16 protein-coding genes and 1 tRNA gene are annotated in these 17,154 nt (G+C 58.4%); 6 read left to right on the plus strand and 11 right to left on the minus strand.

Going from position 1 to position 17,154, the window contains the following annotated elements; all coding sequences use genetic code 11:
• Positions 1-114 precede the first annotated feature (114 nt).
• The 7 genes from CKW17_RS02795 to CKW17_RS02825 all read right to left on the minus strand — a co-directional run bounded on the left by CKW17_RS02795 (position 115) and on the right by CKW17_RS02825 (position 7,348).
• On the minus strand, positions 115-1,794 hold the full coding sequence (locus CKW17_RS02795) for an MFS transporter (protein ID WP_095118604.1): 1,680 nt from the start codon (positions 1,792-1,794) through the stop codon (positions 115-117).
• A 188-nt stretch (positions 1,795-1,982) separates the two neighbouring features.
• On the minus strand, positions 1,983-2,750 hold the full coding sequence (gene phnE / locus CKW17_RS02800; RefSeq protein WP_095118605.1) for a phosphonate ABC transporter, permease protein PhnE: 768 nt from the start codon (positions 2,748-2,750) through the stop codon (positions 1,983-1,985).
• Positions 2,747-3,571 carry an ABC transporter permease gene (locus tag CKW17_RS02805; protein ID WP_095118606.1) on the minus strand — a complete coding sequence of 275 codons (825 nt, stop codon included), beginning with the start codon at positions 3,569-3,571 and terminating at the stop codon, positions 2,747-2,749. The genes phnE and CKW17_RS02805 overlap by 4 nt, the downstream gene beginning before the upstream one ends.
• Positions 3,565-4,362, minus strand: a complete 798-nt coding sequence (locus CKW17_RS02810; RefSeq protein ID WP_095118607.1) for a phosphonate ABC transporter ATP-binding protein — start codon at positions 4,360-4,362, stop codon at positions 3,565-3,567. Before CKW17_RS02810 ends, CKW17_RS02805 begins: the two co-directional genes overlap by 7 nt.
• Positions 4,359-5,222 carry a putative selenate ABC transporter substrate-binding protein gene (locus tag CKW17_RS02815; protein ID WP_095118608.1) on the minus strand — a complete coding sequence of 288 codons (864 nt, stop codon included), beginning with the start codon at positions 5,220-5,222 and terminating at the stop codon, positions 4,359-4,361. Before CKW17_RS02815 ends, CKW17_RS02810 begins: the two co-directional genes overlap by 4 nt.
• Before the next feature lie 170 nt (positions 5,223-5,392).
• Positions 5,393-6,571: a hypothetical protein gene (locus tag CKW17_RS02820; RefSeq protein WP_095118609.1), complete on the minus strand. Its 1,179-nt coding sequence runs from the start codon at positions 6,569-6,571 to the stop codon at positions 5,393-5,395.
• 375 nt (positions 6,572-6,946) lie between these two features.
• On the minus strand, positions 6,947-7,348 hold the full coding sequence (locus CKW17_RS02825; protein WP_095118610.1) for a RidA family protein: 402 nt from the start codon (positions 7,346-7,348) through the stop codon (positions 6,947-6,949).
• A 117-nt stretch (positions 7,349-7,465) separates the two neighbouring features.
• On the opposite strand from CKW17_RS02825, the gene CKW17_RS02830 reads away from it, so the two are divergent.
• The 5 genes from CKW17_RS02830 to CKW17_RS02850 all read left to right on the plus strand — a co-directional run bounded on the left by CKW17_RS02830 (position 7,466) and on the right by CKW17_RS02850 (position 12,117).
• Positions 7,466-8,359, plus strand: coding sequence for a LysR family transcriptional regulator (locus tag CKW17_RS02830; RefSeq protein ID WP_095118611.1), 894 nt, complete (start codon positions 7,466-7,468; stop codon positions 8,357-8,359).
• 124 nt (positions 8,360-8,483) lie between these two features.
• Entirely contained in the window at positions 8,484-9,644 is a 1,161-nt protein-coding gene (locus CKW17_RS02835) for a radical SAM/SPASM domain-containing protein (protein ID WP_095118612.1), read from the plus strand.
• A 127-nt stretch (positions 9,645-9,771) separates the two neighbouring features.
• Positions 9,772-10,797, plus strand: a complete 1,026-nt coding sequence (locus CKW17_RS02840) for a GlxA family transcriptional regulator (protein WP_095118613.1) — start codon at positions 9,772-9,774, stop codon at positions 10,795-10,797.
• Between the two features lie 479 nt (positions 10,798-11,276).
• Entirely contained in the window at positions 11,277-11,642 is a 366-nt protein-coding gene (locus CKW17_RS02845) for a DUF6124 family protein (RefSeq protein ID WP_095118614.1), read from the plus strand.
• A 118-nt stretch (positions 11,643-11,760) separates the two neighbouring features.
• Positions 11,761-12,117 carry a DUF6124 family protein gene (locus CKW17_RS02850; RefSeq protein WP_095118615.1) on the plus strand — a complete coding sequence of 119 codons (357 nt, stop codon included), beginning with the start codon at positions 11,761-11,763 and terminating at the stop codon, positions 12,115-12,117.
• A 209-nt stretch (positions 12,118-12,326) separates the two neighbouring features.
• On the opposite strand, the gene CKW17_RS02855 is transcribed toward CKW17_RS02850, so the two are convergent.
• Positions 12,327-13,355 carry an alpha/beta fold hydrolase gene (locus CKW17_RS02855; protein WP_095118616.1) on the minus strand — a complete coding sequence of 343 codons (1,029 nt, stop codon included), beginning with the start codon at positions 13,353-13,355 and terminating at the stop codon, positions 12,327-12,329.
• A 319-nt stretch (positions 13,356-13,674) separates the two neighbouring features.
• Between CKW17_RS02855 and CKW17_RS02860 the strand changes: the two genes are divergently transcribed.
• A tRNA-Gln gene (locus CKW17_RS02860) sits at positions 13,675-13,749 on the plus strand.
• Positions 13,750-13,861: 112 nt separating this feature from the next.
• Here CKW17_RS02860 and CKW17_RS02865 read toward each other — a convergent pair.
• The 3 genes from CKW17_RS02865 to gstA form a co-directional block, all read right to left on the minus strand.
• Positions 13,862-15,850 carry a U32 family peptidase gene (locus CKW17_RS02865; protein ID WP_095118617.1) on the minus strand — a complete coding sequence of 663 codons (1,989 nt, stop codon included), beginning with the start codon at positions 15,848-15,850 and terminating at the stop codon, positions 13,862-13,864.
• Between the two features lie 204 nt (positions 15,851-16,054).
• A complete protein-coding gene (locus tag CKW17_RS02870; RefSeq protein ID WP_007919637.1) occupies positions 16,055-16,435 on the minus strand; it encodes a RidA family protein in 381 nt (126 codons plus the stop codon).
• Positions 16,436-16,534: 99 nt separating this feature from the next.
• On the minus strand, positions 16,535-17,146 hold the full coding sequence (gene gstA, locus CKW17_RS02875) for a glutathione transferase GstA (RefSeq protein WP_095118618.1): 612 nt from the start codon (positions 17,144-17,146) through the stop codon (positions 16,535-16,537).
• Positions 17,147-17,154: the final 8 nt, after the last annotated feature.

A 17,154-nucleotide genomic window follows, 5' to 3' on the forward strand; every position in this document is an offset into this window, starting at 1 on the left:
GTGACCTCCAGTGGTGTAAACATTGGAGGCGGGCAGTGCGGCAGGCGTTCGATATTTTTGCCGGGTTGTGCCGAATGGCGCCCTCCCGCGATGGAGAGGGCGCGCTGACGGTTTTCAGTCTTTGAGAATGTCGCGATCCTTGGTTTCCGGCAGGAAGAACGTGCCGAGTACCGCCGTCATCACCGCAATCACGATCGGGTACCACAAGCCGTAATAGATATCCCCGGTCGCGGCAACCATGGCGAACGCCACCGTCGGCAAGAAACCGCCGAACCAGCCGTTACCGATGTGATAGGGCAGCGACATCGAGGTGTAGCGGATACGGGTCGGGAACAGCTCGACCAGCCACGCCGCGATCGGGCCGTAGACCATGGTCACGTAGATCACCAGCACGGTGAGCAGGAGCAGCACCATCGGGTAATTGGTTTTCGCCGGGTCGGCTTTCTCCGGATAACCGGCCTCCTTGAGCGCGCTGCCGAGGGTGGCGGTGAACGCATCGTTACGGGTCTTGAAGTCGGCGGCCGGCAGCGCGCTGCCTTCGAAACTCTCGACGACTTTGTCGCCGATGCGCACTTGCGCGACGGTGCCGGGTTCGGCAATCACGTTCTCATACGGGATCGCCCGTTTCGCCAGCAGGGTCTTGGCCAGGTCGCAGGAACTGGTGAATTTGGCCTTGCCCACCGGGTCGAACTGGAACGAGCACTGGTCGGGATTGGCGATCACTTTGACCGGATTTTTCTCCTGCGCGATGAACACGTCAGGGTTACCGTACTGGGTCAGCGCATGGAAGATCGGGAAGTAGGTCAGCGCCGCCAGAATACAGCCGACCATGATGATCGGCTTGCGCCCGATCCGGTCAGAAAGACTGCCGAAAATCACAAAGAACGGCGTGCCGATCAGCAGTGAGCCGGCAATCAGCAGGTTGGCGGTCTGCGGGTCGATCTTCAGCGTCTGCAGTAGGAAAAACAGCGCATAGAACTGCCCGGTGTACCAGACCACTGCTTGTCCGGCCGTACCGCCGAGCAGTGACATGATCACCACTTTGAGGTTGTCCCAGCGCGCGAAGGATTCGGTCAGCGGCGCTTTCGACGCCTTGCCTTCAGCCTTCATTTTCTGGAACACCGGCGATTCGCTCAGTTGCAGGCGGATGTACACCGAGACGATCAGCAGCAGGATCGACAGCAGAAACGGAATCCGCCAGCCCCACGCTTCGAAGGCTTCAGTGCCCAGCGCCGTGCGGCAGGCGAGGATCACCAGCAGCGACAGAAACAGGCCGAGGGTCGCAGTGGTTTGAATCCATGAAGTGAAAAAGCCGCGTTTGTTGCGTGGCGCATGCTCAGCCACATACGTCGCTGCGCCGCCATACTCACCACCCAGTGCCAGACCTTGCAGCAGGCGCAGGGTAATAAGGATGACCGGCGCGGCGACGCCTATGGTCGCGTAGCCGGGCAAAATACCGACAATCGCTGTCGAGACACCCATGATGACGATGGTGATGAGGAACGTGTGTTTGCGTCCGATCATGTCACCGAGCCGGCCGAACACGATCGCCCCGAACGGCCGCACCGCAAACCCCGCTGCAAACGCCAGCAATGCAAAAATGAACGCGGTGGTTTCGTTGACGCCGGCGAAGAAGTGCTTGGCGATGATCGCCGCCAGTGAACCGTACAGGTAAAAGTCGTACCACTCGAAAACCGTGCCCAAGGACGAGGCGAAGATGACCTTGCGCTCCTCCTTGGTGATGCCGCCGCTGCGCGGTGGACTGCCGGTGGATGCTGTGTCGATTGTGGCCATGGGTGTTCTCCGTCGTGCTTATTGTTGAAGGCCGGAGTCCCCCGTTACCGCTTATCGCACTCTGGCCTTGTGGCGTATGCCGCAACTGCTCTCGCGTGAAACTTGCACAGTCTGACTGCCTCGCATGGCTGCAAGGTTTCCTGAAGCATAATCAGCTTTTGCCAGATATCCACCCGCCGGCCCGCGCATCAGGCTTTGACCCAGCGCTGACGACTCCACGCACTCAGCCAGTCGACCACAAACACCAGCACCAGCATTGCCAGAATCACCGTACTGGCTTGCGCTTCCTGAAACAGGCTGAGGCTCACATAAAGCATCTGCCCAAGCCCGCCGGCGCCGACAAATCCCAGCACGCTGGCCATGCGAATATTGTTTTCCCAGCGATACAGAATGTAGGCGAGCAGTTGCGGCGCCAGGTTCGGCAGTGTGCCGTAGCAGAACGCAAGGATTGGATTGCCGCCCTGCAATCGAATCGCTTCGGCCGGTTGCGGCGGCGTATTTTCCAGTGCTTCGGCGAACAATCGGCCGAGCACACCGGTGGTGTGCAGAGCGAGGGCGAGGGTGCCGGCGTTCGGACCGAGGCCGGCGGCAAGCACCATCAGTGCGGCCCAGACCAGTTCCGGAATCGCCCGCAAGGCGTTGAGCAGCAAGCGCGAGGCGCTTTGCAGCGGCCAGCCGAACCGTCCGGCGGCGGGCAGGGCGAGGACAATCCCGAAAACCGCGGCGAGCAGGGTACCGAGGGCCGACATGGCCAAGGTTTCCAGCGAACCGTGGAAGATTGCCTTGAGGTAATCCGCGCTCAGATCCGGGCTGAGAAAACGCTGCACATACGCGCCCATCTGCTTGAGGCTGGTGGCACTGCCCAGTTCGCCAAGATCGAGCCCCAGATAAACGAAGGAGGCGATGACCGCCAATGCAATGGCCGCGATCAGCAGCAGGTTGAGCAGGCGATTCATGTCAGCCTCCAGCGCAACAAGCGGCTGAGTTGATCGGCGGCCAATACCAGAATCAGGAAGCACAGCAGAATACTGGCGACTTCACCGCCGGCGAACATGCGGATCGACAGGTCAATCTGCTGACCCAACCCTCCGGCGCCAACAAACCCCATCACCACGGATGCGCGGATCGCGCACTCCCAGCGATAGACCGTATACGACAGCAGTTCCGACGCGACATTGGGCAACGTGCCGTAAGCAAACGCCGCCAACCGGCTGCTGCCGGCCTGTAATAACGCGTGCGCCGGGCGCTGGTCGGTGGATTCGAAAATCTCCGCGTAAACCTTGCCGAGCATGCCGCTGTAAGTAATGGCAATGGCCAGTACGCCCGCCGCCGGACCCAGCCCGACGGCGCGGACAAACAGCAGTGCCCAGACGATTTCCGGCACGCTGCGCAAAAAGATCAGCAAACCGCGAACCGGCCAGCGCAGCAGACGCCCCAGACGACTGGGTACGCCACCGCGCGAGGCGGCGGACAGCGACAGCGCGCGGCTGGCAAGCAGGCCTGCCGGTATCGCCAACACCAACGCCAATGCCATGCCAGCAGTGGCGATGGCCAGGGTTTGCAGAGTGGCTTTGAGCAGTAACTGCAGAAACGCTTCGTCGTGCGCTAGTGGCCAGAACTGCGCGACAAAACGGCCCATTTCATTCTGGCTGTCGGGCAGCAACACGCCCAGATTCAGTTCGCTGAGCTGAATGCCCGGCCACAGCAAAGCCATCGCCAGCAACGTCAGCAGCAATCGCGGCCACGCCGCCGGATCCCGTGAATCGGCTTTCAGCATCGGGGAATCTGCACAGTCAGAGGCGCCACCACAATGGTCGGTGATTGCAGTTTTTCATTGGCGTAAAGCGCATCGAGCATTTCCGGCGTGACGCGATCAGAAGGGCTGTCGAACAGAATCTGCCCGTCGCGCAAACCGATGATCCGAGGGAAGTGCGACAACGCCAGATCCACCGCATGCAGGCTCGCCACCAGCGTGACGTTATGTTCGCGGGCATGCCGCGAGAGGATCGACAGCGTGTGCCCGGCCATCACCGGGTCCATCGCCGACACCGGCTCGTCGGCCAAGAGAACTTCCGGCGCCTGATACAACACGCGAGCGATGCCAACACGTTGCAGCTGACCGCCAGATAGTTGCTGACAATGGGCGAACAATTTGTCACCCAGATCCAGCCGCGCCAACGCCGCGCGTGCACCGGCCACATCCAGCGGATGCAACAAATTCAAAAGGCTTTTACCCAGACTCCACTGGCCGAGCTTGCCGGCCAGTACCGCCGTCACCACACGCTGGCGCGGCGGCAACGGCGGCGCCTGATGCACCAGACCGATCCGCGCGCGCAGACGCTGACGCTGGCGGGCCGACAAGTGCCAGGCACGTTCACCCAACACTTCAATTTCACCGCTGCTGGGCCGCAATGCGGTGGCCAGCAGGTTGAGCAAACTCGATTTACCGGCCCCGGACGGGCCAATGATCGCGACCTGTTCGCCGACGCCAATCTGCAAATCGACACCGCGCAGGGCGTCGACGCCATTGGCGTGGCGCAGGCTGCCCTGGTTGAGGCTCAGGGTCATTTCAGCAGTTCGGCAGCGCGGGCGGCTTCCTCGATGCCCTTGTAGTTCTCAGGCTTGGTCTCGATAAAACGGCTGGCGGCCTGCAGATCAAGAATCTTTTTCTGCTCCGGGTTGGCCGGGTCCAGATCGAGGAAGGCTTTTTTGATTTTCGCCGCCAGAGCCGGGTCGAGGGTGCCGCGCACGGTCCAGTTGTAATCGAAATAAGTCGGGGTGGTGGCGAAGACTTTGACCTTGCTGGTGTCGACCTTGCCGGCGTCGACCAGTTTCTGCCAGACACTGGCGTTCAGTACACCGGCGTCAACCTTGCCGGCCTGCACCCAGGCCACGGTGGCATCGTGCGCGCCGGAGTAGGCGACGCGGCTGAAATAACCCTCAGGCTTGATGCCGTCGTTTTTCAGCATGAAATAACGCGGCATCAGGCTGCCGGAGGTCGACGACACCGAACCGAAGGCGAAGGTCTTGCCCTTCAGATCCGCCAGGCTCTTCACGTTCGGGTCAGCGGTGATGAATTTGCTGGTGAACTGCGCATCCTGTTCACGCTGCACCAACGGAATGACCGGCGTCGTTGCGTCGGTTTTCAAGCGTGCCTGCACAAACGTGAAGCCGCCGAGCCAGGCCATGTCGAGGCGATCGGTCGCCAAGGCTTCAACCACTGCCGGGTAGTCGGCCACCGGCACGAATTGCACCTTCATGCCCAGTCGCTGTTCCAGATAAGCACCCAGCGGCTCGAACTTGCGCAGCAACTCGGTCGGGGCTTCATCGGGAATCGCGCTGACGCGCAAAACGTCAGCGGCTTGCACCATCAAGGTAGAAAAGGACAGGGCCAGACCGGCGGTCAGTGCCAGGGTGCGTTTGAGCATGGAATTCTCCGTTTCGTAAGCGTCAATATCGGAGCGCCTGTATCGCAAAATGACACAGGCGCAAAATCAGGTTAGACGAAAGGCGAGGTTATACGTCGTTGCTCGCATGAAGACCAGAAACGCTGAGGTCGGTGTGCGGATGAAGACGCTACACATCCATACGCTGACGCTCAGGATTTCGTCTTCTTCTTTTTCGGAGCGGGTTTGTAGGCATTCAAATCGACATCTATTTCATGGCGATTGAGTTTCAGGTTGCCTACCTGCGATGTATAAAATCTTGCGTATCGTCCATCGATGTCCAATAAACCTCGAATATTTTCATACTTGTTTTTGATCAGCAGCTTGATGTGCTTCCAATTGGGTTTTCCATCGTTCTTTACGTAGTCCTCGTTTTCGGAGGGTTTGAAATAATTGATCAGTTCGGCTTCGGTAATGGTGATTGCATCAGATTTCGACAGTCGCGTCGTGGGCGGCCAAGAGATCAGGGGCTCGTCAACCATCCTGAAACCGAACAAATGAATCACGAGAGTTTCGAATTCATTTTTGGCGAGCTTGCTTTGGAGCTCATTCAACTTCACGTGCGGGAAAAGCCTGTCGAAGGGTTGCTGCTCGGTTTTGCCGATATAGGCGATCTTTTGATTGCCCACTTCAATATCAAAACGATTAACAATCTGGTCGATGGTCAGTCGAACGTTTTCTTTCTCATTCGCTCCGGGCAGCTTGCTGTAATCAACTGCGGCGGTTTTTTGTGTATCCCAATTCGCGTTGTTCAAGGCGTGGAAATGCGGGTGGTGCTTTTTAGATTCCGCAGCTTTCTGTTCATCGGTCATCGCGTCAGTAATCGGATCAAATACATTGATTTCAAAACGTGTGCTGTGACGAATCGTTATTTCTGAAGAGTAAATCGCGCGAAGGACATTGAGCGCGAACCCTGGCCGCAGAATACCTTTGACGAGCCCTCCTTTTACAACACGGTACAGCTGTTTTTTTAGTGTGTTTTTTGGCAGGTATCGGTTAAGCAGTGCATGGCTCAGGAACTCGTTCCGGTCAGGAAATTCATGAAGTATGCCGGGTGTCGTGTGGAATATGTCGATCAGCGGAAAAACCACCGTGAGGCGCCGAAAAGTACGTGTTTCAGGATCGCCAACGCACACTTCGCATTGAATATTGCCGTCGGAGGTGACCTTGGTCTTCTTCGGGTTGAACAGGCACTTGTTCATTACGGTGAGGAAGTAGATGTCTGCGTTTTGATAGTACTTGTGTGCCCGACGAAGCTTTCCCTCTTCGTCATACATTTGCTCGGGTGTCAGAAAGGCCCAGTCTGGTCCGTCAAAGTGGAAGGTTTTCATGCGTGATTTTCCATGTCGCTGAGCCGGACAGCTATCGTCCGTCCTTCATTATCAAAAAACGGCTTTTTCAAAGCGTTGAGGACTGCCGTTGTAGCGGAGGCAGTGAGCCATCATGGTCCTTCAACTCTCTAGGCGAGCGCAAGCATCACTGTCGGAACAGGGAAACCATGCCTCGCAGACCGCCTCGGCATTCGCAAAGTCGTGTTTGTTGCTTTTGACAAGAGGGCGCGAAAGATGCGACGCAATAGGCTAACCCCTTGCGAAAGCTTTGTGAGCTATCGCAGGGGGCGGCGGGGGTAATCCTTTCATTGGTTTGGAGTTGTGACAGGCTGGATTGTGGCGCGCAGCGTATCTCCAAAGGCGGGCTGATCGGGTCTAGGTTGGCTCGGGAAGCTTTGCAATCACCTTGATCTCGAAATCAAACCCGTACAGCCACGTCACGCCCACCGCCGTCACCGTCGGATGCGGCGCGTCGCCCCAGAACTCTGTCAGCACGACATTCCAGATCGTCTCGAATTTCGACGGCGGGTCGACGATGAACACGGTGACATCGACCACATCGTCAAAGCTGCATCCGGCCTCGGCGAGGATCGCATTCAGGTTGTTGAAGGCTTGGCGCACCTGATTCTCCAAGTCCGGTTCGGGCGTGCCGTCCTCGGTGCTGCCCACTTGCCCTGAGACAAACAGGAATCCGTTGGAACGAATCGCCGGCGAGTAGCGATGGCGTTCATAAAGCGTGCGTCGTGCGGGTGGGAAAACTACATCGCGCTGAGTCATCGGGGGTGTCTCCATCGGTGAGTTGATGGGGCCCACTTTAGGTATTTGCAGCTGACCGATAAACGCGCAAGCTTGGCGTTCACTGTTTGTAAAATCCAAACAATCGGGGGGCGCAGCTTGGACCGTTTTGACGCAATGCAGGCCTTTGCCCGGGTGGTCGAGGCGGGGAGTTTCACCAAAGCGGCGGAAACCTTGCACATGAGCAAGACCACCGTGACCCAACTGGTTCAGCAGTTGGAGGCGCGGCTGCGGGTGAAATTGCTCAATCGCACCACGCGCAAGGTCAACGTCACCGCCGATGGCGCCGTTTATTACGAACGGGTGATCAAGTTACTCGCGGATATGGACGACGCCGAAAGCAGCCTGCCCGGCGCGGCGGCGTTGCCCAAAGGGCGATTGCGCGTGGACGTTCCGAGTCCGTTCGCACGGTTGATTCTGGTGCCGGCGCTGCCTGAGTTTCACGCGCGTTATCCGGATATTCAGATCGACATGGGTGTCAGCGACCGCATCGTCGACATCATTGATGAGAACGTCGATTGCGTGGTGCGCGGGGGCGAACTCATGGATCTGTCGCTGATGGCGCGCAAGGTCGCTGATCTGGAACTGGGCGTGTTTGCCGCGCCGCAATACCTGGCCCGTGCCGGTACGCCTGCGCATCCACGGGACCTGGAAGACAGCCATCATCGGGTCGTCGCTTTTCTCTGGGCACGCACCGGCAGACCGGTACCGTACGCCTTGCACAACGCCAGCGAAAACCTGCAAGTCAAGGGGCGTCACGTGTTGGCAGTCGATGATGGCAACGCTTATCTCGCGGCAGGTTTGGCGGGCATGGGGGTGTTATGGCTGCCCAAATACATGTCTGCCGCCCACGAGGCGCGCGGTGAACTGGTGCCGCTGTTCGAAGACTGGAAACTCGCGCCGATGCCGCTCTACATCGCTTATCCGCCGAACCGGCATGTCAGTCTGAAATTGCGTGTGTTCATCGATTGGGTCGTTGAGTTGATGGCGTAGCAGCATTGTGGTGCAGTTATTGCTAGCTGCTGTGCCAGTGCCGTCAAAATACCAACACAATCAGGCGACTTGAAAGCCCGTAGTGATGAGATGCATGGCTTTCAATTCTAGGAGCTTCACCCGCATGAATATGTACATCGATATCGTCGGTGCGTGCAATCTGAGCTGCCCGTCCTGCCCAATGGGCAACTCGGAAAATCTCAATTTCAAAAAAGCCATGCAGCTCGAGATGTTCAAGCAGATTGTCGATAAGGCCAAGACAGAGGGCGTCAACACGATTTACCTCTATAACTGGACCGAGCCGCTGATTCATCCAAAAATTGGCGAGTTTATCGAGGTCATCAATGCTGCCGGCCTGGGCAGCGGCATCAGCACCAACCTGAACCTCGCCAAGAATATGGAAAAGGCCTTGATGGCCGAGCCGAGTTACTTCCGTATTTCGCTCTCGGGTTTTTACCAGGAGACCTACGAAAAGGGTCATGTTGGCGGCGATATCGAAGTTGTAAAACAAAACATGATCGCCCTGCAGGAGATCAAACAGCGCCTCGGTCTGAGGACCCGCGTTGATGTTTACTATCACCGCTACCTGGATAACATCGAAGAAGAATCACTGATGCGCGAGTTCAGTGAACGTCTTGGCTTCATGTTCACCACCGGGTATTCCGTGATGATGCCGCTGGAGAAGACACTGGCCATTGTCGAGCGTGACCCGTCTGTCACGCCTACCGACCTTGATACCCTGAAACGCCTCGCACTGCCGCCGTACGACGATCTCGTCAACGTCATCCAGAACTTTCCCAAGATGGCGTGCACGCTCAAGGATGACTGGCTGGTCATCGACTGCAATGGCAACACGGTGCTGTGCTGCACGATCTTCAATCAGACCGAGTATCAGGTTGGCAAGTACCTCGACATGCCGCTTGCAGAACTGACGCGGCGCAAATCGACGCAGAAAAACTGTGTCGACATGTGCGACCGCTGCGCCAATAAAGGCCTGCATATCTACTCGATGCATCCCAATCAGGGAGTGCTGGAGCGCCACGCGGTGAATCGCATCATCGATTTCGAGCACTTCGCCAGCCAGGGTCTCACGGTGGACAGCGAGCGGCTCGGGCGTGCCGGCGAAGTCAGCGCAGAAGACTTTGATGAAGCCCAGTACCTTCGATTGAATGACGATGTCAGGATTGCGATTTCCCAAGGAGCCTTCTCCAGCGGCTATCAGCACTACGTGCTGTGTGGGCGTCTCGAGGGGCGTTTAGGCGCCGGGTTTTTCTCGGCTGTTTGAGTCTGGATTCGGATCGCTGCCATCGCCCCAGTGGTGGCGCAGGTCACTGCGTCACCCGCCATCCACCACAGGCGTGATTGACTCTTTCACCGATCAAGCCAACTATCGGCGCATAACAACATGACCGATGGACCACAACTTGATCGAACGACGCCAATTCAGCGGAGGTATGAAGGGGAAAAACCTCCGCTATCTGAATGAGCAAAGCGCGGAAGACCCGCGCCTGACCCGCACCGGTTTTCTGCTGCTCGAACATTTTTCACTGCCGGCGTTTACCCAAGCGCTGGATACGGTTGTCACCACTAATCTGCTGCGTCCGGGGCTGTTTTCTTCGCGCACGTTTGGCTTGGGCGACGGTGAAGTCATCAGTGATCTGGGGCTGGTGATCCGCCCCGATGCACGTCTGGATTCGGCCGCGCTTCAGCAGCTGGATCTGCTGGTGGTGTGTGGCGGGTATCGCACCGAACTGCGGGCGAGTGACGAGTTTATTCATTTGCTGCGGGCAGCAGCGGAGCGGGGCATCAGTCTCGCCGGGTTATGGAATGGCTCGTGGTTTCTCGGCCGCGCCGGATTGCTCGACGGCTATCGCTGCGCGATCCACCCGGAGCACCGCCCGGCGCTGACCGAAATCGCCAAGTCCACCCACGTCAGCAGTGAGCCTTACGTGATCGACCGCGACCGCCTCACGGCCTCGAGTCCGTCCGGGGCTTTCCACATGGCGCTGGACTGGATCAAAAGCCTGCACGGCAAAGCCTTGGTCGAGGGCATCGAAGACATTCTGGCGTTCGAGGAATCGCGCTACCGCCGGATCAAACCGGATGAAAACCTCTGCGTCAGTGCGCCGCTGCGTGAAGTGGTGAAACTGATGGACGCCAATCTGGAAGAGCCGCTGGAGCTGGAGCAACTGGCGGTGTACGCCGGCCGATCCCGTCGTCAGCTGGAGCGCTTGTTCAAGGAGCAACTCGGCACCACGCCGCAGCGTTATTACCTGGAACTGCGCATCACCGAAGCACGACGGTTGTTGCAGCACACTGAGCTTTCGCAAGTGGAAGTGCTGGTCGCGTGCGGCTTCGTCTCGCCAAGCCATTTCAGCAAATGCTACAGCTCGTATTTCGGCTACAGACCTTCCAAAGAAAAACGGCTGGTCAAATAACGACAGCCGTTTCCCAACCAGAGTGCACCGCGCAATCACACGTCGGCGTACCTCGCCCAAACACCACGGTCGGTTCCCTCTACCTCTGGGAGAGGGCTAGGGTGAGGGGCTTTTAAACACCATCACCCACACACGTTTAACTTACACGCACTGTTACGCCATAACGGCTACAACACCTTGCGCCGTTGCCTACGCGTACGCCAGAATCCGCCGGCTTACGCGCCTTGAGGCGGGCTGTATCGTTTCCCAGTCACTGCAAAAACAGTGATCGGGTTTGGTAGCCCGTTTTCTAAGCGTTATGCGCCGCTATATGCAGTCTCTTTTCGAGGCTCGGTTTTATATGGTGGCCATGCGTGGGGCTCCTTCGGGAGCGCCGGGGTTTACTCGCTTAGACCGGTCTACCAACCTGCGCAATGGTCACCACCTCGTTTGGTAGCGTGAGTGATGGCTCCTTATTTTTTGTTAAGCGAGTGTCATCTATGTTCAAAATTACGCCAAACCCGCCAGAAACCGATCCAATCCCCTACGACGCCGCACTCGAGCCTCAAAACATCAAAGAGGCCACCGACCGCGCGATCAATTTCTACCTCAATCCTTCCGCGCTGAAGACTTCAATACCCACCCGCAAAACCGGCAAGATCTACCTGATCGACCCCACGGTGGATAACGAAACCCTGCTCGTCGAAGCCACTGAAACCTTGTCCTGCGCCAGTGACATGGCCCGAGATCTCGCCGACGTGATCGATCCTTCACAGCGCAAAAAGATGCTGATCCTGCAACAGGTGATCATGCTCAGCGAGCTGGGGGTCGGCCGAGTCCTGGATAACCAGCGCTTGCCGCACTAGTCGCGATGCAGATGGGTGAGGGGGCTTGCTCCCTCATTGCACAGAAGCGTCCGCGATCGCGGTGCTTCACGCTTTCTATAAAAGAACCTGAAGCGGTTCTTGTCTGGAGTTTCAGCTGATGTCTCAGCCACCCGAACCACCGGTCACTGATCTGGTATCGCCGTACGCATCGCCCAATTCAAGAAAGCTGCACGAAGCGGCAGAGCGTGCGCTCGACCATTACCTGTTGCCTGCCGCGATCATGGCCGAACCCTATACGCCCAACGCTCTGTTCATGGCCAACCCGCAAGCAGACACCGAGGCGTTGCTGACCAATGCTTGCGGATCGTTGGCATCCGCCTCGGTCATGCTCGGTAATTTTGCCGGGATGCTGGAGGGCGCAAATCGTCATACGCTGCTGGGCATTGCGCAAGTGGTCATGTTGGGGGAGTTGGCGGTGAACAAGGCGTTGGATCTGGTTGTGCCGACTGAGTGATCGCGCACGTTAGTCGGGATTGAGGGTGTTTGGTCGGGCATGATCGCGAGCAGGCTCACTCCTACATTTGAAATGCGTTCCCCCTGTAGGCGTTCGCCTGCTCGCGATGACGCCCGTTCAGGCATGGAATCTGCAAAACGTGACCATCCCTCAATCCCACCCTCAAATAATCAAGCAGTCAGCCATTGCGGCTGACTGCTTTTTTGTTTCTACAGGTGGTCAGCGTCAATCACAGCCTTGGCAAACGCCTGCGGATCTTCCTGCGGCAGGTTGTGCCCGATCCCGCCATTGATCAAACGGAACTGATACTTGCCGGTAAAGCGCTTGGCGTAATCCTCCGGCGCCGGGTGCGGCGCTCCGTTGGCGTCACCCTCAAGCGTAATGGTCGGAACGCTGATCGACGGCGCGGTGGCGAGTTTCTGCTCCAGCGCGGCGTATTTCGCTTCGCCTTGCACCAGGCCCAGACGCCAGCGGTAATTGAACACGGTGATGTCGACGTGATCGGGGTTCTCCAGCGCCTTGGCGCTGCGGTCGAACGTGGCGTCGTCGAATTTCCACTGCGGCGAAGCGGTCTGCCAGATCAATTTGGCGAAGTCGTGGGTGTTCTTCTCATACCCGGCGCGGCCACGGTCAGTCGCAAAGTAGAACTGATACCACCACTGCAATTCAGCCTTGGGCGGCAGCGGGTTTTGCCCGGCGGCCTGATTGCCGATCAGATAACCGCTGACCGACACCAGCGCTTTCACACGTTCCGGCCACAACGCCGAAACGATGTCCGCCGAACGCGCGCCCCAGTCATAACCACCGAGTACCGCTTGCTTGATCTTCAGCGCATCCATGAAGTCGATGACGTCACTGGCCAGCGCCGCCGGTTGGCCATTGCGCAGGGTGTCTTTGGAAAGGAACTGCGTATCGCCATAACCGCGTGCATACGGCATCAACACCCGATAACCCTTGGCCGCGAGCAACGGCGCGACTTCGTCGTAGCTGTGAATGTCGTAGGGCCAACCGTGCAACAGGATCACCACCGGGCCATCGGCGGGACCGGTTTCGGCGTAGGCGACGTCGAGCACGCCGGCCTTCACATGCTTGAGCGGGCCGAAAGGCGAGGGCGCGGAATAGCTGGCGGCCGCAGGTTCAGTGGTTTGCGCCTGAGCGCTGCCAAAAGCGCCGAACAACGACAAAGCCAGAATCGACAAACCGAACGCGGTTTTGCGGGTGTGCAGTGCCATCTTCATGGTGACGTCTCCTTTGCGAGCCTTTGGCCAAGGGGCCTGAATGAACCCTTGAAACCTTGAGTGCATTTGAGCGCTGGGACGTATCTGGCCTGTGTCGAAGAACGGCTTTATCGAAAGTCGATGTGTCGCGGCGGGGTTCGTACACAGTGTGATACACGGCGGTTAAACCGACTCACCCTGCACCTGATTCAGGCCAAAATAATAAGTCGCTGTTTTAAAACAAAAAATATTTCACTTCGCGCTTCCCAAAGGCAAAAAACCTTGGTAAATTGCGCCCCGTTCTCACAGCGAACCTAACGAAGTAGCTGGAAAGAGCAGTAGGGGCGTCGCCAAGCGGTAAGGCAGCAGGTTTTGATCCTGCCATGCGTTGGTTCGAATCCAGCCGCCCCTGCCATATTCGAAAAAACGCCAACTTCGCAAGAAGTTGGCGTTTTTTTATGCCTGCGATTTGGCCAGGCAAAGCGGGCAGACGTGCACGGCGCCGAAGCACCGCGCACGCCGTCCACTCAGTGCGGTGCGCGCGGAATGGTTTTCATCAGGTCTTCAGGACTGATATGGCCGACCACGCTGCCCGGCTGCGGCAGGTTGAGGATGTGGCCTTTCATCTTGCCGATGATGTGCATCTCGCACGGCTTGCAATCGAACTTCAGCGTCAGTACTTCATCGCCGTGGATCAACTGCATCGGCGCGACTTTGGTGCGCACGCCGGTCACGCCTTTGGCCTGTTTCGGGCACAGGTTGAAGGAGAAACGCAGGCAGTGCTTGGTGATCATCACCGGCACTTCGCCTGGCTCTTCGTGCGCCTCATACGCCGCGTCGATCAGCTTCACGCCGTGACGGTGGTAGAAGTCCCGCGCCTTCTGGTTGTAGACGTTGGCGAGGAACGTCAGGTGCGAATCCGGGTACACCGGCGGCGGGCTGGTTTCGGCTTTACGGCCGCCACGCGGATGCGCAGCGACACGTGCGGCGGTCAGGGCTTCGATCACTTCACGGCGCAGCGACTTGAGCTGCGAGTTAGGGATGAAGAACGCCTGTGGCGCATCCAGTTTGATGTCGGTGGCGTGGTACTGCGTGGTGCCGAGCTGACCGAGCAGATCGCGCAGCTGCTCCAGCGCTTGCTCAGGCTTGTTGGCTACACCGAACGGACCGTTCAGGGTGACGCTGGCGCTGATGCCTTCTTCACTGGTGGCGGTGACTTCCAGCTGTTCTTCACGCAAACGCGCGACCCAGCTCAGGGCCACGCGACGCTCGGAAGAGGTCTTTTGCAGCGCCTGTTGCCAGTTGTGATCGAGGTTGCGATTCAACGGGTGGTTCGGGCGCAGCTTGTACAGACCTTCAGGCATTTCGTTCGGCTCGACGCGATAGCGGTAGCGCTTCTCGCCGTCTTCTTCGAACTCGCCTTTGGCTTCAGCGATGTTGGCGCGGAAACCGACCACTTCGCGCTTGACCAGCACGTTCAAACCGTCGCCGTTGGACAGTGGTTCCTGGGTCACGACCTGCATGTCGCGTTTGCCGACTTTCTCGACGATACCGACTGGCAGACCGGTGAAGGTCGGCGAGTCGAAAGCGCCGATGTCGATCTTGCGATCGGTGACGAAGTAGTCGGTGCTGCCACGGTGGAAGGTCTTTTCCGGATCGGGCAGGAAGAAGTGCGCGGTGCGGCCGCTGGAAGCGCGGGCCAGGTCCGGGCGATCTTCGAGCACGTCGTCGAGGCGCTGGCGGTAATAGGCGGTGATGTTTTTCACATAGCCCATGTCCTTGTAGCGACCTTCGATCTTGAACGAACGCACACCGGCTTCAACCAGCGCGCGGATGTTGGCGCTCTGGTTGTTGTCTTTCATCGACAGCAGGTGTTTTTCGTAGGCGATCACGCCACCCTTTTCATCTTTGAGGGTGTACGGCAAGCGACAAGCCTGGGAGCAGTCGCCACGGTTGGCGCTGCGCCCGGTCTGCGCGTGGGAAATGTTGCACTGGCCGGAGAAGGCCACGCACAACGCGCCATGGATGAAGAACTCGATGGCGGCGTCGGTTTCGTCGGCGATCGCGCGGATTTCCTGCAGGTTCAGCTCACGGGCCAAGACCAGTTGCGAGAAACCGGCCTGATCGAGAAACTTCGCTCGCTCAAGGGTGCGGATGTCGGTCTGGGTCGAGGCGTGCAGCTCGATCGGCGGAATGTCCAGCTCCATCACGCCCAGATCCTGAACGATCAGCGCGTCGACCCCAGCGTCGTACAGCTGATGGATCAGCTTGCGCGCCGGCTCCAGTTCGTTGTCGTGCAGGATGGTGTTGATGGTGGTGAAAATTCGCGCGTGGTACTTGCGGGCAAATTCCACCAGTTCGGCGATTTCGCCGACTTCGTTGCAGGCGTTGTGGCGCGCACCGAAGCTCGGGCCGCCGATGTACACGGCGTCGGCGCCGTGCAGGATCGCCTCACGGGCGATGGCGACATCGCGGGCAGGGCTGAGCAATTCCAGATGATGCTTGGGCAAGGACATAGTTTTTTTAGTCAGGCTGTCACGGTTAGGCGCGCATTCTACCCGTGAAACGCGCGCCCGGCACGCCTGTGCTGCCCGATGGTGAACTTCCACTCCGGACCTGTAGGAGCTGCGGCACGCTGCGATCTTTTGATCTTGAAGCTCAGATCAAAAGATCGCAGCCTCGTTTCACTCGACAGCTCCTACAGGGGCTGGGGTGGTGTGTCAGGCCTTCGCTGCCATCGCAGTCACTTCCACGCGCATCCCTTCAACCGCCAACGAGGCCACACCCACCGCTGCACGCACCGGCCAAGGCTTGGCGAAGTAGCGCTTGTACACCTCGTTGAATGCCGCGCGATCAGCCATGTCGGTCAGGTAAATGGTCAGGTGCATCACCCGGTCCATCGAACTGCCGGCGCGTTCCAGCGCAACTTTCAGCGCTTGCAGGGTGCATTCGCTTTGCAGGGTGATATCGCCCAGTTCCAGACTGCCGTCGGCACGGGTCGGGATCTGCGTGGACATCATGATCCCGTTGAACGTGGTGACGTCCGAGGAAATCGAGTCGGCGTCCGGATCCGGAGTGAAGGTGATGTCTTGGTTAGCCATGCTGATCCCTTGTCTGAGCGAGTAAATCGCGCCAGTTTACAGATTCATGGCTAACGGACAAATGATCAGCCGCCACCGCAGTGAAAGCGTAGAGGGCGATCAAACCGGTTGCGTCGCCGCTTCTGCCGCGATCGCCGCAAGGACGCTGGGGCGGGCGGCGACCCGCTGGGAGTGGGCGGCCAGCGACGGCCAGTCCTGCAGGTCGATATTGAAGTTGGGCAGCCACGTCAGCACGGTAAACAGGTAGGCATCGGCGATACCGAACGTGCCCAGCAAATAGTCCTGATCGACCAGTTTGCGGTTCAGGTAGTCGAGGCGCTTGAACAGTTTGTGGGTGAAAATCGCTTTGGTCGCCTGTGGAATCTGCGCATCGAACAGCGGTGCGCAGCCGCCGTGAATCTCCGTGCTGATGAAATTCAGATCCTCCTGCAACCGTGTCCGCTCCCAACTGCCAAGTGCCGGCGCCAGTGCGCGTTCGGGAGCCTGATCGGCGAGGTACTGCAAGATCGCCGGGCCTTCTGTCAGCACTTCGCCGTTATCCAGAACCAGCGCGGCTACGTAGCCCTTCGGATTGATCTCGCGAAAGTCGCGGCCGTCGGCGGTGCGTTTGCTCTGGTTATTGACGCGAACCAGTTCAAACGGCAAACCCAGTTCCCGCAGGACTATGTGCGGGGAGAGCGAGCAGGTCATGGGGGCGAAATACAGTTTCATGGCACTTC

The organism is Pseudomonas sp. Irchel s3f10 (genome assembly GCF_900187515.1).
In the GTDB taxonomy this organism is placed as follows: domain Bacteria; phylum Pseudomonadota; class Gammaproteobacteria; order Pseudomonadales; family Pseudomonadaceae; genus Aquipseudomonas; species Aquipseudomonas tensinigenes.

Excerpts from the sequence above, each read along its gene's own strand:
- CKW17_RS02835 (WP_095118612.1), top strand. The coding sequence starts at position 8,484 with ATGAATATGTACATCGATATCGTCGGTGCGTGCAATCTGAGCTGCCCG.
- CKW17_RS02825 (WP_095118610.1), bottom strand. The coding sequence starts at position 7,348 with ATGACTCAGCGCGATGTAGTTTTCCCACCCGCACGACGCACGCTTTAT.
- CKW17_RS02840 (WP_095118613.1), top strand. The coding sequence starts at position 9,772 with ATGGACCACAACTTGATCGAACGACGCCAATTCAGCGGAGGTATGAAG.
- CKW17_RS02865 (WP_095118617.1), bottom strand. The coding sequence starts at position 15,850 with ATGTCCTTGCCCAAGCATCATCTGGAATTGCTCAGCCCTGCCCGCGAT.
- CKW17_RS02815 (WP_095118608.1), bottom strand. The coding sequence starts at position 5,222 with ATGCTCAAACGCACCCTGGCACTGACCGCCGGTCTGGCCCTGTCCTTT.
- CKW17_RS02810 (WP_095118607.1), bottom strand. The coding sequence starts at position 4,362 with ATGACCCTGAGCCTCAACCAGGGCAGCCTGCGCCACGCCAATGGCGTC.
- phnE (WP_095118605.1), bottom strand. The coding sequence starts at position 2,750 with ATGAATCGCCTGCTCAACCTGCTGCTGATCGCGGCCATTGCATTGGCG.
- CKW17_RS02855 (WP_095118616.1), bottom strand. The coding sequence starts at position 13,355 with ATGAAGATGGCACTGCACACCCGCAAAACCGCGTTCGGTTTGTCGATT.
- CKW17_RS02820 (WP_095118609.1), bottom strand. The coding sequence starts at position 6,571 with ATGAAAACCTTCCACTTTGACGGACCAGACTGGGCCTTTCTGACACCC.
- CKW17_RS02845 (WP_095118614.1), top strand. The coding sequence starts at position 11,277 with ATGTTCAAAATTACGCCAAACCCGCCAGAAACCGATCCAATCCCCTAC.
- CKW17_RS02795 (WP_095118604.1), bottom strand. The coding sequence starts at position 1,794 with ATGGCCACAATCGACACAGCATCCACCGGCAGTCCACCGCGCAGCGGC.
- CKW17_RS02805 (WP_095118606.1), bottom strand. The coding sequence starts at position 3,571 with ATGCTGAAAGCCGATTCACGGGATCCGGCGGCGTGGCCGCGATTGCTG.
- CKW17_RS02870 (WP_007919637.1), bottom strand. The coding sequence starts at position 16,435 with ATGGCTAACCAAGACATCACCTTCACTCCGGATCCGGACGCCGACTCG.
- gstA (WP_095118618.1), bottom strand. The coding sequence starts at position 17,146 with ATGAAACTGTATTTCGCCCCCATGACCTGCTCGCTCTCCCCGCACATA.
- CKW17_RS02850 (WP_095118615.1), top strand. The coding sequence starts at position 11,761 with ATGTCTCAGCCACCCGAACCACCGGTCACTGATCTGGTATCGCCGTAC.